The sequence below is a fragment of the Mongoliibacter sp. genome (assembly GCF_007692705.1).
Lineage (GTDB): Bacteria > Bacteroidota > Bacteroidia > Cytophagales > Cyclobacteriaceae > Mongoliibacter.
Window position 1 is genome coordinate 12,893 of record NZ_REBN01000128.1, and the last position, 13,888, is coordinate 26,780.

The window sequence follows — 13,888 nt, forward strand, 5'->3', positions numbered from 1 at the left end:
TATATTTCTTTTAAGCATAGTTATTTTATCGTATTAATGAGTTCAGAGGCTACTGCAGTTTGGGGTGAGTGTTTACGTGTTATTGAACAACACGTGAATGATCAAAGCTATTCTACCTGGTTCAAGCCTATCAACCCTGTAAGATTAGATGGTAGCAGCCTGACCATACAGGTACCGAGTCAGTTTTTTTACGAATGGCTGGAAGATAATTACGTACAAGTACTCAAACTTGCTATCAAATCTACCTTAGGGCCTAATGGCAGGTTGGAATATGCTGTAGTGGTAGACAGGGGTAATTCCCAAAACCAACCATATGTGGTTTCTTACCCTCAGGGAAATTCATCATCTCCCAATAAAAAGGCGCCTGAAAAGAATGACCATAAAAGCCCTTTTGAAATGCAGTCACTCAACAGTGACATGCTTTTACAATCCAACCTGAATCCTAATTACACTTTCAATACATACATAGAAGGTGATTGCAACAGATTGGCGCGCTCAGCGGGATTTGCAGTGGCCACCAAGCCCGGGATTACCTCATTCAATCCATTGATGGTATATGGGGGTGTAGGCCTCGGTAAAACCCACTTGGTACAAGCCATAGGCAATGAGATCAAAAACTGTCCTGAAGAAAAATTTGTACTTTATGTTTCTTCCGAAAAGTTTGTAAACCAATTCATGGATTCCATCAAAGACGGAAATGTGAAAAGTTTTACAAATTTCTATATGCAGGTAGATGTACTTATTATTGATGACATACAGTTTTTGGCTGGAAAAGACAGGACTCAGGAGATGTTTTTCCATATCTTCAACCACCTGCACCAAAGCAAGAAACAGATCATCATGACTTCCGATTGTCCACCAAAGGATCTCAAGGGTCTTGAAGAGCGACTATTGTCTAGATTCAAATGGGGATTGACTGCGGATCTTCAAATGCCGGATTTTGAAACCAGGGTTGCAATCATTAAAAGAAAAATGCAATCTGAGGGTATTTACATCCCTGATGATGTCATTGAATACCTGGCCTATACAGTAGACACCAACGTCCGTGAATTGGAGGGAGTAATGATTTCTCTTATCGCCCACGCTTCTCTCAACAGAGTAGAAATCGACCTTGGCTTGGCAAAGACGATTATGAAAAATATCGTCAAAGATATAGAAACAGAGGTCGGCATTGATTACATTCAAAAAACAGTTTCGGATTATTTCGGAATCAAAATTGAAGACTTAAAGGCTAAAACAAGAAAAAAAGAAATTGTAACAGCCAGACAGGTTTCAATGTATTTTTCTAAGGAGTTCACCAATCACTCCCTCAAATCCATCGGCTACCATTTTGGAGGAAGAGACCACAGTACGGTTATACATGCTGTCCAGACAGTCAATGACCTTATGGAAACCGATACCGCCTTCAGGAACTCCGTAAACGAACTTAAGAAAAAATTCAAAATGAGATCTTATTGATCTAGGACATTTTTGTTCAATAGGTTTTTAATATCATTTTTTGAGAATCTCAAAACTGTGGGCCCCATGGCATATGGAGCTATCTCATAGGAGTTATAATACAAAACCAATTCATCCTGTTCCAATCCAATTGCAAGTGGAAGGGAAAATTCTTTGTCATTTTTCAGGAAAAACCTCCCGTCATCTTCCAAGCTAAATCCTTCCTCCACCTCATGGTATTCTCTAAATGCCTTTTCCGCTGACTGCAACATCTCCCCCTCGTTTTGGATCAATTCGCTGTTTTTTAACAGCTTGGCTTTATATTTATCAATATTGAGGTATTGCCGAATAGTATTAGGGTGTGCTCCCCCCCTTGATGAATAAGCATCAAAACTGATCGTCAAAATTTTATCATTTTGAAAAGTAACACGTGCATTGATATCTATTTCCCAGCTTTGATTGAAATTCGTATTTTGTGTAAACTCCAAAAAAGTATCAAAAAAGTTTTGTGAGGCAGTTTTTACGGTTTGTTGCGAGACAGCATCTTCATATCTTATCATCATGACCAACTGCTGTTCAACATATTCATTTAGGGTTGAGGCTGTCGTATTTTCATCTGTGAAATAGGGATAATTTAGTATCACGGTAGCACAATCACTTTCTTCACAAACCTTATCTTCGTAGCTTCTTTGTTCAAAAGCCATATTCACCAACTTTTCATTCTTCACACAGGCACTTAAAAACAAAATGATTAATATGAAAAATCTATTCATCCTTCCTTCCTTCTTTCTGAATGAAATTCTCCACCAAAGTTCTCCCAAATGCTATTGCCGAGGTATTTCCTACTCGCACATTCTCGATCGAAGAATTAATTAATTCTTTGATTATAGGGTCTTGATAAAACTTACTTTCCAGTAAATACCTAATGTGCTCATGCATCCAGTTTACACGCTGAGAGGCACGGTTACTTTCAAAAAATCCATTCGACAGCATATTCTCTTTATATGCTAGAATCATCTGCCAAATCTCAGTCATTCCGTCACCTGTTATAGCAGAACTGGTCTTAACTTTTGGATACCATCCATTTTCTTTTGCAGGAAACAAATGCAAAGCATTTGAATACTCCCTTTTAGCCCTTTTGGAGGCTTCAATATTCTCACCATCCGCTTTGTTGATAATAAGAGCATCACACATTTCTATAATCCCTTTCTTGATCCCCTGAAGTTCATCTCCAGCTCCCGCCAACATCAGCAACAAAAAGAAATCAACCATTCCCCTCACTGCAATTTCGGACTGGCCAACTCCTACAGTTTCAATAAACACCACATCAAAACCCGCTGCTTCACAGAGCAACATCGCTTCTCTCGTTTTGGCACTTACCCCCCCTAGCGTACTCCCTGCTGGGCTAGGGCGTATATAAGCCCTTTTATCAGCAGCTAATTTTTCCATTCTGGTCTTATCTCCAAGGATACTTCCGCCAGTTTTCTGGCTACTTGGATCTACTGCGAGAACTGCAAGCCTGTATCCTGATTCCAAAATCAGGTTCCCAAAGCTTTCTATAAAAGTACTCTTACCTACTCCTGGAACTCCTGTGATACCTATCCGGATAGACTTCCCCGCATAAGGAATCACTTGTTCCATCACTCCTTCAGCTAGCAGCTGGTCTGAATCCAACCTGCTCTCAACTAAAGTAATGGCTCTACTGAGAATCATCCGGTCACCCTCTAAGACACCTGATACATATTGATCTACCGAAAGTCTATTTCTTTTCAAACTGATTTATTTTTAAAATTTAAATATAACCAATTAAAAGAAGGGATACTTGGTGAACCTCACTTCTCCCATCGCAGTTTTTTCATATTTGGCTATGCATGAAGATTGAAACTCTTCTTTGAAATACGGTTCTTTACCTTGAACATTATCTGGAGTAGTTGCCTCATCAGTAAAGAAAAAAACTTTTGTATTTCCGTATTTGGTATGTGGCATAAAATCACCATATTCTCTCATTTCTGACCAAAGGCTATCTGTGGTATAAACTGCATACACTCTGATAACAGGTCCTGTATTATTTTCATTTCTATAGAAAGCCATTTCTTTAAATTCCCCTGCTAAATCCACTACTCCAGGCTGGGTCATCGTTTCTGCCGATATCCATACAATGAGAACCAGGACAATCCCCCCAATAAAATAAAACAGTTTCTTACCTTGCATATCAGATGTCATTCAATTTAATGCATTAATTTAGAGGAAAAATTCAACAATGGCCTTCGAATATATCAAAGCCCTTCATATCATTTTTGTAATCACCTGGTTTGCAGGACTATTTTATATAGTCAGGCTATTCATCTATCAAACAGAAGCCTTAGAAAAACCGGAAAATGAGCGAAAAGTCCTCGTGCCCCAATTTAAGCTCATGGCCAATCGATTATGGATGATTATCACTTGGCCATCTGCCATCCTTACCTTGATCTTTGGCTTTTGGGTGCTCTATTACCGATCGGGATATTTGCAGCTAGGCTTCATGCAGGCCAAACTCGGATTTGTGTTATTCCTTTATGTTTATCATTTGATCTGCCACAAAATCTACAAAGATTTGCAAAATGGCATCACAAAATGGACCTCAACTCAGTTAAGAGTTTGGAATGAAGTTGCAACTATTTTACTGTTTGCAATTGTTTTCCTAATAGTACTAAAAAGTCTTATCAGTGTCGTTTGGGGAATCGTTGGTCTAGTAGGACTTGGTATTCTAATGATGCTAGGTATCAAATGGTACAAAAAAGTAAGAGAAAAACAATAATAATTTATTTAAAAAATGAAAAACAGCAGAATATACGTCTATTCAGTTTTAATATTTTCGATTCTTATGAGTAGCTGTGAATCAGGAAATTCCGAAAAGGAAAGTGACCGGAATAAAACACTTCCTATTCTTGGAAACTCACATGTCAATGAATTTGAAATGGAAGGTAAGGTTGTCCAAGATACGGTATATCACAAGATCGGGCAGTTTAAGTTTATCAATCAGGAGGGAAGAGAAATCACTAATTCCTCTACTGATGGCAAAGTGTATATTGCTGATTTCTTTTTCACTACCTGTCCTACCATCTGTCCTGTCATGAAAACCCAAATGCTACGGGTTTACGAAAAGTTCGATAACGAACCGGACTTTATGATTTTAAGTCATACGCTGGACCCAGAGCATGATACTTCGGAACTACTAAAAGATTATGCCGCCAAAATCGGTGTAGAAAATGACAATACTTGGCACTTTCTCACAGGGGATCAAGAAAAAATATTTGAAATCGGACAGACAAGTTACCTGACAACTGCCATGTCAGACCAAACTGAACCAGGGGGGATTCTTCACTCAGGAGCATTTGTTCTTGTAGATCAGAAAGGGAGGATAAGAGGCGTTTATGACGGCACGAAAGAAGATCAAGTCAACAGGCTGATGAAGGATATCCCTAAATTACTCCCATCGAATGAGTAAGAATTTAGCCTATTATTTCTATATAGTGGTATTGAGCGGATTATTTTCCTGCCAATCCGGTACCAAAAAGGATGAAAACACCCTTGCTTCTATCAAAGACAGTAAGGTACTTCAGTATGCCATTGAAGGCAAAGTGCTTTATGAGAGTTATTGTGCCAATTGCCATCAAAAGGATGGGACTGGTTTAGGAAAACTTATTCCTCCCCTAAACCCATCCGACTATATGAAAGAAGATATCGGCAGAACAGCCCATATCATCAAATACGGACAAAAAGGCGAAATAATGGTAAATGGTGTTGTCTATGATCAAGTAATGCCGTCAAACCCAAGACTTACCAATATGGAAATCGCTCAGATCATGACTTATATATACAATATTTGGGGGAACAAAGAGGGGCTTATCGATGCCAATACTGTTGGCGGTTATTTGGAAAAAAACGATTAGCCTTTTGCATCCAAAATCACCTTTGCTTCATTCATGGTAGCTTTAATATCTGCATTAACTTTTTGAACTTTTTCTTTTTGATCCAGCAAATACTCTCTATACTCTTTTTCGGACATATCTTCAGAACCGGGTTTGTATTGACGCATCCAAACGAACATGCCATCAAAAGCTTGATCCATTCTTTCTGCCAATGATTCCAACTTCCCTATCAATTCTGCATGCATCACTGAATCTTCCTGATACAAGGTTTCAGAAACTGCTAAAATGTTTTTTTTCAAGGTTTTAAGTTCTCCCATCTTAGGCATTACCTCATCATGAATGGCTATTACCTCATCTTTTAGCTCTTCATTACTTTCATTTTGTGTGCCACAAGAAAGTAAAATAATTGTAACATAAATAATACAGCTTACACTGCTAAAAATGTTTTTCATAATTAAATGGTTAGACATTCGTAATGTAGTACATATTTTATAAAACCCACAATTTATTTACAAATACTTTATAGGGATAAATTTAATCCATTTTTTAATTGTAATAATTATTATTTTAAATTTTTTATTCCAAAACCTGAGATTTATTCTCTTTTTAAAATAAATCTCTTCTACCTGACATGAATAGGAAGCGATTTCTTATTTTTAAAATGTTAATCAAAAGAATTATATGAAACAGTATTGTTTTGCCCAAGATCAGATCACCTCGTCTGAAAAAGCCAGTATACACCCCATGGATATAGGACTGATAAGAGGGTACGGAATTTTTGATTTTTTCAGAACATCAAACTACAAACCTCTCTTTCTGGGTGACTATCTGGATAGATTCATTCGCTCAGCAGAAAAAACTTACTTGACTTTAAATTACTCTAAAACGGAATTGGAGCATATCATACTTGATTTGATAGAAAAAAATGATTTATCTGACGGAGGAATCAGAATGCTGCTTTCAGGAGGTGTTTCAGAAAACCATTTTTCACCAACGGATGGGAGCTTATTCATCTTCAACGAAGACTTAGACTTCCCCTCAAAAGAGAAGTATGAAAATGGTATCAAGCTATTGCCTGTAGAACATGTCCGTTATATTGCTGATATCAAGACTACCAACTATGCATTTCCTGTCTGGCACAGTAAAATATGGAAAGAACAAGGTGCCGAAGATGTATTATACCATATGAATGGTTATGTTTCAGAAAGTTCCCGGTCTAATATTTTCTTGGTAAAAGATGGAGAACTTGCAACTCCAGACAAGGATATATTACATGGAATCACTAGAAAAAGAGTACTCGAATTGGCTGGGAAGGTATCAATCAGACCAATTTTGTACGATGAATTCTTAAATGCTGATGAAGCTTTCATCACCTCGACCACCAAGAAAGTCTTGCCTGTTACTCAAATTGGAGTCCATAAAATCGGGGATGGTAAGGTCGGAGAAAAAACTAAGGACCTTATAAGAAAGTTTGCTGAAATGGAACAAAAAAGCTCTCAAAAATGAGAGCTTTTTTTATCAGTTAAGCAATTCCGCATTTTTAAGAATATACATCAATTTTTCGGGGTCGGAATCATTCAAGGTAAGCGTACCTCGTACTTTGACTCTTTTTGATGTGTATTTGATCGGGTTTTTCATCAAGACCTCCATTACGGTTTCAGGCCCGCCCGAACCACAGAAAAAACATTCCGCCAATGGCAAGGAAGATAATATAATATGTTCAGGCTTAAACATACCTTCAAATGGTATGATATATCCATCAGCCTCCACAGTTTTGCCTTCAAGTCCTTTGATATTGTCACCAAACACAGGGATGTACAATTCTCCAAATTCGTCCTGACCGATTTTGTAAGTTACTTCTGAAAGATCTCTCCAAACATTATTTGATGACTGGGCATAACTTACACCTACTGCCAAAATCAATAGCGTGGATAGAAATATTCTTTTCAATATCATATTAATATACTTTTTGATGGTTGATTTCATTCATTAAGATTTTGTAAGTTGTTTAGCAATATCTGTTTGGTACGCAGTCCAAGCAGGAATAAGAGATGCCAAAATACCTACTACAACTGCATATCCCAAAATATACAATTCTTCTATCAAGAATACAGACGCACTTAAGCTGCTGATGGCACCTTGTTCGTTAAGGTTAACGATAATACTTAGGAAAAGGTGCCCCATTGCCATACCGACCAAGGCTCCTAGGAATGTCAGAATCACTCCTTCCAGAATAATATGTAGAAAAAGCTGACCACTTGAGGCCCCGAGAGTTCTCATGACTGCCAAGTCATATTTCCGTTCCTTAAGAGAGTTGAAAAGCGCTATAAAAATACTGAGACCTGCAATCACTATAATGACCAAAGCCAGTCCCTGAATAAGCTTCACACCTATCCCCAAAAGTTCAAAAAGCCTGGAGATCTCAAAAGATGGAGAAGCTGCCTGTAAATTAGTCCTGCTGTTGATCATTCGTGGAAGTTGCACAGCTGCCATTGGGTTCCTGTATTGGATGAGTAAGGAAGTCAGTTCTCTATCCTCGTCTCCAGGATCAGGAAATCCTGAAGTAGCTACTGAAGCCTCAAACTTTTCATGATCATGCTCATCATCATGGGTATACCAAACTGACTCAATGCTAGTCAATACCAGTTTGTCCAAAACATTATTCATAGGCTCAAGAATACCTGTAACCAAATAAGGGTGCTCATCATGTTCGTGACTACTACTGCCAATCCCATGGGAACCGATAAAGTTATCCCCCACTTTTAAATCAAGCTTTGCTGCAACTTCATTTCCCAAAACCACATCAAATGGTTTTTCCCATCTTTTCCCTTCTAGTAAACCTGCATCATATAAGTCAAGGTAATCGTAATTTGTCCCTACTATCCTGTAACCTTGGTAATTGTCTCCCATTCCCAATGGAATGATATTTTTGACAAGCCTATTCCTAGTCAATGCAGTAGCATCCTCGAGGTCAATATTTCCTGTAGGAAAATCAATATGGTACACACTCGACAAGATAAGTTGAAGGGGACTTCCCTTCGCACCAACGACAAGATCAATACCTTGAGAATCCTTTGTCATCTTGTTTTCAAACTGATCTTGGATAAGAATCAGAACCGTAATGATAGCCAATCCAAGCGCCAACAATAAGATATTCAATCCAGTATTCAGTGGCTTGGCTATCAGATATTTCCAACTTAATTTCAACATGTTCATACTAAACCTCCCATCGTTATTTGATTAGAAATATGATCCTTGACACGTTGATCATGGGTGACTATCACCAATGCCGCATTGAATTTCTCGGCCTGTTCCTTTAAAAGTTTTACGACATTCTCTGCATTTACATCATCCAGGCTTGCCGTAGGTTCATCCGCGAGAATTACCTTAGGTCCATTTGCCAATGCCCTTGCGATGGAGACCCTCTGGGCTTCACCTTCTGAAAGAGTAGTGACCTTAGAATGCTTTTTATCGAAAATACCCAGCTCTTTTAAGATGCTGTCAATCTTATTCCCCTCTTTCCCTGAAAAATAATTAGCCAACTTGAGGTTTTCTTCCACTGTCAACGGAGAAAGAATATGAGGTTTTTGAAAAATGATACCGATGTTTTTCCCCCTAAACTTATCCAAGCTGGCTCCTGAGAGTGAATACAAGGAAGTTCCATCAATAGTGATTTCCCCTTTGAGAGGCTTCAATAGCCCACCTAGCATATTCAAAACTGTGGTTTTGCCACTACCGGATGCTCCTATAATAAGCAATTGCTCTCCGGGAGAGAGACTGATATCCGGTATATTGAATTTTTGCTTTTCCTGATAGTAGAATTCCAGATTTTTTGCTTCAAGCATATCTATTTTTTTATTGGTATGGAGACGCGAAAGGTAGTGCCTTTTCCCGGCTTACTTTCAAACGTAATTTCACCATTCAAAACGTCTATACATTTTTTTACTATTGACAAACCCAAACCCGAGCCTTCAATGATTCCAACGTTTTTAGCCCTGAAAAAGCGCTCAAACAATTGGTCATGCTCTTTCTCGGGAATTCCTATTCCATGGTCACGGATTATGCCTGTGAGTATTCCGCCTTCTTCTGAAACTTCAAAGTCTACTTCCTGACCGTCTTTGGAATATTTCACAGCATTGGAAAGTAAGTTTTCATAGATCTGATAGAGGAGATCATGGTCAGAAACGATTGTTTTAGGAAGCTTACCTATCTTAAGATTGATTTTAACATCATTTTCACTTCCCGCTTTGACTACATCCAACACTTCATTGAACATTGCCATCAAAAACATTTTATGCGGCTTGTAATCAATCTTATTGGCATCAGCTTTACCGAAAAACAAAACAGAAGTCAGGAGGCTATTCAAACTGCGGACTGAGTTCTCAATCTTATCTGCATGCTTTACAATCTTGGCTTTGAAAGGATGCTCCATCTCAGCATATTTCTGCAATAACTGGGCGGAACTGAGTATTGAAGTCAGAGGGGTTTTGAATCCATGAGATACATTCAAGACTATCCTTGATTTCAACTCACCGATTTCTCTTTCCTTTTCCAAAGCCCTGGTCAGCTCCTTATTGGCCTCAGCCAAATCAGCAGTTCTTTGTTTAACTTTTTCTTCAAGCTCATTATTGAGTTTTTGGAGTTCTTTTTCCTTGCGATCTTTGAAAATTGCCAACTCAATAACCATATTCAACTCCCTGATATTAAAAGGCTTGATCACATATGCTGATGGGTTGGTTCCCACAACTTTAGACAGGGTTTCTGCATCCGAACTGGCGCTGAGATAAACGACCGGAATATCATATTTCTCATTGATAATTTCTGTAGTACGGATTCCATCAAGTTCTCCGGCCAAATTGATATCCATCATCACAATATCTGCGGTATTTTCTTCCAGAATTTCCAAGGCTCTTTCCCCAGAATCTGAAATACCAATTATTTGATGATTATTTTTTTCTAGTGCTTTTTTGAGTAAAAGCGCGGAGACATGGTCATCTTCCGTGATCAATATCCTTAATGGGAACATATTTGTTGTCAATAATAAAGTGCAAATTACTAGATTAATCCAATATCAAAAATCAATTTGAGCCGAGTGGCAGCAAAACTGTAATACAGGTTCCCTTGCCTTTTTGACTGTCAATGGTAATATCTCCCTTCAACAGAGTAATCAGGTTTTTGGTGATTACCAATCCCAAACCCGACCCCTCATAAGCTCTTCCATACCCACTGCTTTCTTGCTCAAATGGAGTGAATATCTTAGTCAGGAATTGATCACTGATCCCCACTCCTTCATCTTGAACTTGGAAGTACAATTGACCATCTGTTTCCTTCAAAAGAACTTTAATCATCCCCTTCTCTGAGTATTTGATGGCATTGCCTACCAAGTTATTGACTATCATTTCAAAATACCTTTGATCGATAGCACCTTCAAATGGTTGTGTTTCGTACTTCACCCTGAGCAATAACCCTTTTTTCAATGCTAGAGATTTTAATGGAACCATCACCTTACTCAGAAAGTCATTGATATTAGTATCTTTAAAAACCACATCCATTTTATTAGCTTCTATTTTGGAAAGGTCAAGGATACTATTGATGGTTTCAAGAAGTCTTTCACCTGATTCTCTGATGATTTCCAGCTGGTTTGCCAATGCCTCGTCCTCCTTTCTTTCCATGATGATATTTTCAGCAGTACCCAAAATTCCATTTAAAGGAGTCCTGATTTCATGACTCATATTGGCTAAAAAACTGGATTTAACCCTATTGGACTCCTCAGCCTTTTCTTTGGCCTCTTTTAGGCTACGTTCATATTCCTTTTTAGAAGTAATATCTCTGAATACGCTTAGAAATACTTTTTTCCCTTCTGCATTTGAGTTAAGATTTGTAATATAAAATTCCACATCTTTTAAGCCTGACTTAAAAGGCATCTTCATATCAGCCTTCACCACTTTCCCTCCTGACTGTTGCAGCATTTCCAGCAATAAAGTTCGTTGGTCATAATAATAATCCGGGTCGGTAAAAAAGTCTGAAATAGTTGGGTCTTTAACAAGGGAAATATCCAAACCAGCCAATGAAGTCATAGAAGGGTTTGCAAACATAACCCTACCGCCTTCTACAGAGATTACCAACCCATCCTGAGAACTGTTCCACACATTTCTAAACTGGTCTTCAGTCACTTTAGCCTCTTCTGTTTTTTCATCAATCTTTTTCTTGAGCACACCCTGTTTTTTCAATTGACTCAATAAAGTACTGAGTAAGAATCCTATTCCCAGAAATCCCACTAAGACCAAAATCACAAACCAAGTCTGGAGATACATCGGCTTGCGGATTATAAATTTCTCTGACACCACCTCTTCAGACATCTCCAGACCTCTTAATCCCGCTTTCAGGTGCAGTTGATATTCTCCTGGAGGTAAATTGTTGAAATATAGCGTATTCTCTCTAGGGTTAATGAGTTCTACCCAGTCTTCATGGTAACCTTCAAGCCTGTATGATATCACAAGGTCTGAAACTTGTAAAAAAGAAACGGCATCATAAGCTATGCGGATAGAATTCTCTATGTATGGAATCCTGTCCAACTCGAAAGTTTTTTCAGGTGAATTGACAAGGTTGATCTCACCCAGATTTACCATAGGCTTATAGTCCCATCTCAAATCATCATCGGGATTATAAATAGACATCCCTCTTTGTGTGCCGATATAAATCTTTCCATCATAGCCCTCTTTGAATGCACCACGATTGATTTCTGATCCGGATAGCCCACTCCGCTCATCAAAGATTCTCAAGGTTTTGCCATCAAACTTATAGGCCCCTTTGTCTGTACCTATCCAAATGTTATCCCTGGAATCCTTAAGTAAGGCATAAATAGGTCTTTTGATTTGCTGACCATTGATTTCCCAAAAGTCAAATTCCCCATTTTTCCACAGCTTCAAGCCTTCTTCTGTGCCAAATAAAATTGAATCCTGAAGATCCAAAAAATCAAAACCGACTACAGTGACCATGCTATCATCTTCATATAGCCCATCTTTAAGAAAATTGCTACCTCCTTGCATATACACCATCCTTCCATCGCCAAGCTTATCTACTTTCCTGAAATATGCTTCCTTCTGATTTAACTTGTCGAGAAAAATTTGTGTAACATCATTTTCAAAATGGCTTTCAGATTGATTGTGAATCGAAGAAAGATAAACCCTGTCTCTACTGACAACAAACAAAGAGTCTCCTGCAGCTGAAACTGCAGTAACAAATTTATCCAAAGGACTAGGTGTAAAATTTAACTTATTCCTTTTGTGGTCATATCTTCCTAAACCTTCAAGGTTGGACGAAAACCAAATTATGCCATTTTTATCTTTGGAAAAATTAGTAATCCTATTTCTAGGCTGCCCAACCATACTTTGGTCTTCCATTAGGGTATTGACAGTCCCTTGAGAAAAAATCTGCAATCCATTATTGAAACCTAATAAAAGTTTATCAGGCTCCAATTCATAAATAGCCGTTACCTCATCATCCAATAAAGGATTGAACTTGAAATTCTGAAACCTCAAAGATTTAATATTCAAGACTCCTCTATGAGAGCCTAACCATATAATATCCTCTCTATCTACGTAGGAATTGTAAATATTGTAAGATTTCAATTCATCAAAAGCATCTATTTCAATGATGCTTCCTTTGTCAAGGTCAAGCTTGTACAGATGAGAGTTATAATGAAAAAACACAATCCCATTTATTACCTGCAAACCACTATAGTCCAATAAACTATACGTATTACGGACAAATCCTGAATGGTGAATTTCATCTGGCCTATCTATTTCAGGACCTGAGGCCAAAAAATCTTTTCCTAAGAAAAAATACCTGTCTCTGTATGCATCATATTCAATATGACTTATACTTTCGGGAAGAGATATACCATTAAATCCAAATTCAGATATTTGCTCTTTATCGAATAAAAGTGTTCTGTTTTTGAATAAAAGCAAAAATGAATCACCATAAGCCTGAACTGATTGAAAATTCCCAAGTTCATTTATTGGAATCCTGTGGTGAGACCAATCCTCACTGTCAAAGATTGTGAGATGTGTATTTGACTGTAGAAAAATGGCCCGATTTTCACCTTGCCCACTAATTAATAATTTATGTTGGATCTCAGGAGAGCCAGTTTGGACCTCTTTAGGAAACTCAAACTCATGCCAATCCTTATAGTCCCAATAAAATGCTTTGACTTTTCCAATTTGATTATAAACCCACATTTTGCCGTCACCGTCTTTGAGTAAACCTACTTTGAAAGAAAGTTGATCTATGATATGATCAGGCAATGCATGCGTAAAAAAACCATCTGAATAGTATACTCCTTGAGCGGAGTTGAACCACATTTTCCCTTCATCATCCTGGAGAATTTCAAAAACATTATCAGAAGGGAGGTCCAGCCCCCTGATATACCTATTGAATTGGAATACCTGAGCATGTCCGATTTGAAAAATCAAAAGCGCATATAAAAGGAGAATCGGTTTCTTCATGTGGTTATTTCCTGCCATCTAAATTAGAAAAAG

The 13,888-nt window shown here is 38.0% G+C and carries 14 protein-coding genes; 5 read left to right on the plus strand and 9 right to left on the minus strand.

Annotation, left to right across the window (positions count from 1 at the left end):
- Positions 1-36 precede the first annotated feature (36 nt).
- On the plus strand, positions 37-1,458 hold the full coding sequence (gene dnaA / locus EA341_RS06785) for a chromosomal replication initiator protein DnaA (RefSeq protein WP_293012498.1): 1,422 nt from the start codon (positions 37-39) through the stop codon (positions 1,456-1,458).
- On the opposite strand, the gene EA341_RS06790 is transcribed toward dnaA, so the two are convergent.
- The 3 genes from EA341_RS06790 to EA341_RS06800 are packed head-to-tail and all read right to left on the minus strand — an operon-like array spanning position 1,452 to position 3,648.
- A complete protein-coding gene (locus tag EA341_RS06790) occupies positions 1,452-2,210 on the minus strand; it encodes a DUF3298 and DUF4163 domain-containing protein (RefSeq protein WP_293012500.1) in 759 nt (252 codons plus the stop codon). The genes dnaA and EA341_RS06790 overlap by 7 nt on opposite strands.
- Positions 2,203-3,216 (minus strand): methylmalonyl Co-A mutase-associated GTPase MeaB, encoded by a 1,014-nt coding sequence (gene meaB / locus EA341_RS06795; protein WP_293012576.1) that lies wholly within the window; start codon positions 3,214-3,216, stop codon positions 2,203-2,205. The genes EA341_RS06790 and meaB overlap by 8 nt, the downstream gene beginning before the upstream one ends.
- A 27-nt stretch (positions 3,217-3,243) precedes the next feature.
- Complete coding sequence (locus EA341_RS06800) at positions 3,244-3,648, minus strand: hypothetical protein (protein WP_293012502.1); 405 nt, start codon at positions 3,646-3,648, stop codon at positions 3,244-3,246.
- 49 nt (positions 3,649-3,697) lie between these two features.
- Between EA341_RS06800 and EA341_RS06805 the strand changes: the two genes are divergently transcribed.
- From EA341_RS06805 to EA341_RS06815, 3 genes are all read left to right on the plus strand, one after another.
- On the plus strand, positions 3,698-4,234 hold the full coding sequence (locus EA341_RS06805) for a CopD family protein (RefSeq protein WP_293012504.1): 537 nt from the start codon (positions 3,698-3,700) through the stop codon (positions 4,232-4,234).
- A 66-nt stretch (positions 4,235-4,300) separates the two neighbouring features.
- Positions 4,301-4,924, plus strand: coding sequence for an SCO family protein (locus EA341_RS06810; protein WP_293012506.1), 624 nt, complete (start codon positions 4,301-4,303; stop codon positions 4,922-4,924).
- A complete protein-coding gene (locus tag EA341_RS06815; RefSeq protein WP_293012508.1) occupies positions 4,917-5,369 on the plus strand; it encodes a cytochrome c in 453 nt (150 codons plus the stop codon). The genes EA341_RS06810 and EA341_RS06815 overlap by 8 nt, the downstream gene beginning before the upstream one ends.
- On the opposite strand, the gene EA341_RS06820 is transcribed toward EA341_RS06815, so the two are convergent.
- Positions 5,366-5,800, minus strand: coding sequence for a hypothetical protein (locus EA341_RS06820; protein ID WP_293012510.1), 435 nt, complete (start codon positions 5,798-5,800; stop codon positions 5,366-5,368). The genes EA341_RS06815 and EA341_RS06820 overlap by 4 nt on opposite strands.
- Before the next feature lie 229 nt (positions 5,801-6,029).
- Here EA341_RS06820 and EA341_RS06825 point away from each other — a divergent pair, with 229 nt between their 5' ends.
- Positions 6,030-6,854 carry an aminotransferase class IV gene (locus EA341_RS06825; protein ID WP_293012511.1) on the plus strand — a complete coding sequence of 275 codons (825 nt, stop codon included), beginning with the start codon at positions 6,030-6,032 and terminating at the stop codon, positions 6,852-6,854.
- Positions 6,855-6,866: 12 nt separating this feature from the next.
- On the opposite strand, the gene EA341_RS06830 is transcribed toward EA341_RS06825, so the two are convergent.
- Genes EA341_RS06830 through EA341_RS06850 form a run of 5 tightly spaced genes read right to left on the minus strand, consistent with a single transcriptional unit; the run spans position 6,867 to position 13,855 of the window.
- Positions 6,867-7,304: a hypothetical protein gene (locus EA341_RS06830; protein WP_293012577.1), complete on the minus strand. Its 438-nt coding sequence runs from the start codon at positions 7,302-7,304 to the stop codon at positions 6,867-6,869.
- A gap of 33 nt (positions 7,305-7,337) precedes the next feature.
- Entirely contained in the window at positions 7,338-8,564 is a 1,227-nt protein-coding gene (locus tag EA341_RS06835) for an FtsX-like permease family protein (RefSeq protein WP_293012512.1), read from the minus strand.
- On the minus strand, positions 8,561-9,193 hold the full coding sequence (locus EA341_RS06840; protein WP_293012513.1) for an ABC transporter ATP-binding protein: 633 nt from the start codon (positions 9,191-9,193) through the stop codon (positions 8,561-8,563). Before EA341_RS06840 ends, EA341_RS06835 begins: the two co-directional genes overlap by 4 nt.
- Positions 9,194-9,195: 2 nt before the next feature.
- The gene (locus tag EA341_RS06845) at positions 9,196-10,374 is read right to left on the minus strand and encodes an ATP-binding protein (RefSeq protein ID WP_293012514.1); all 1,179 of its coding nucleotides are present in this window, start codon (positions 10,372-10,374) and stop codon (positions 9,196-9,198) included.
- Positions 10,375-10,426: 52 nt separating this feature from the next.
- Positions 10,427-13,855: an ATP-binding protein gene (locus tag EA341_RS06850; RefSeq protein WP_293012515.1), complete on the minus strand. Its 3,429-nt coding sequence runs from the start codon at positions 13,853-13,855 to the stop codon at positions 10,427-10,429.
- Between the last annotated feature and the right edge of the window lie 33 nt (positions 13,856-13,888).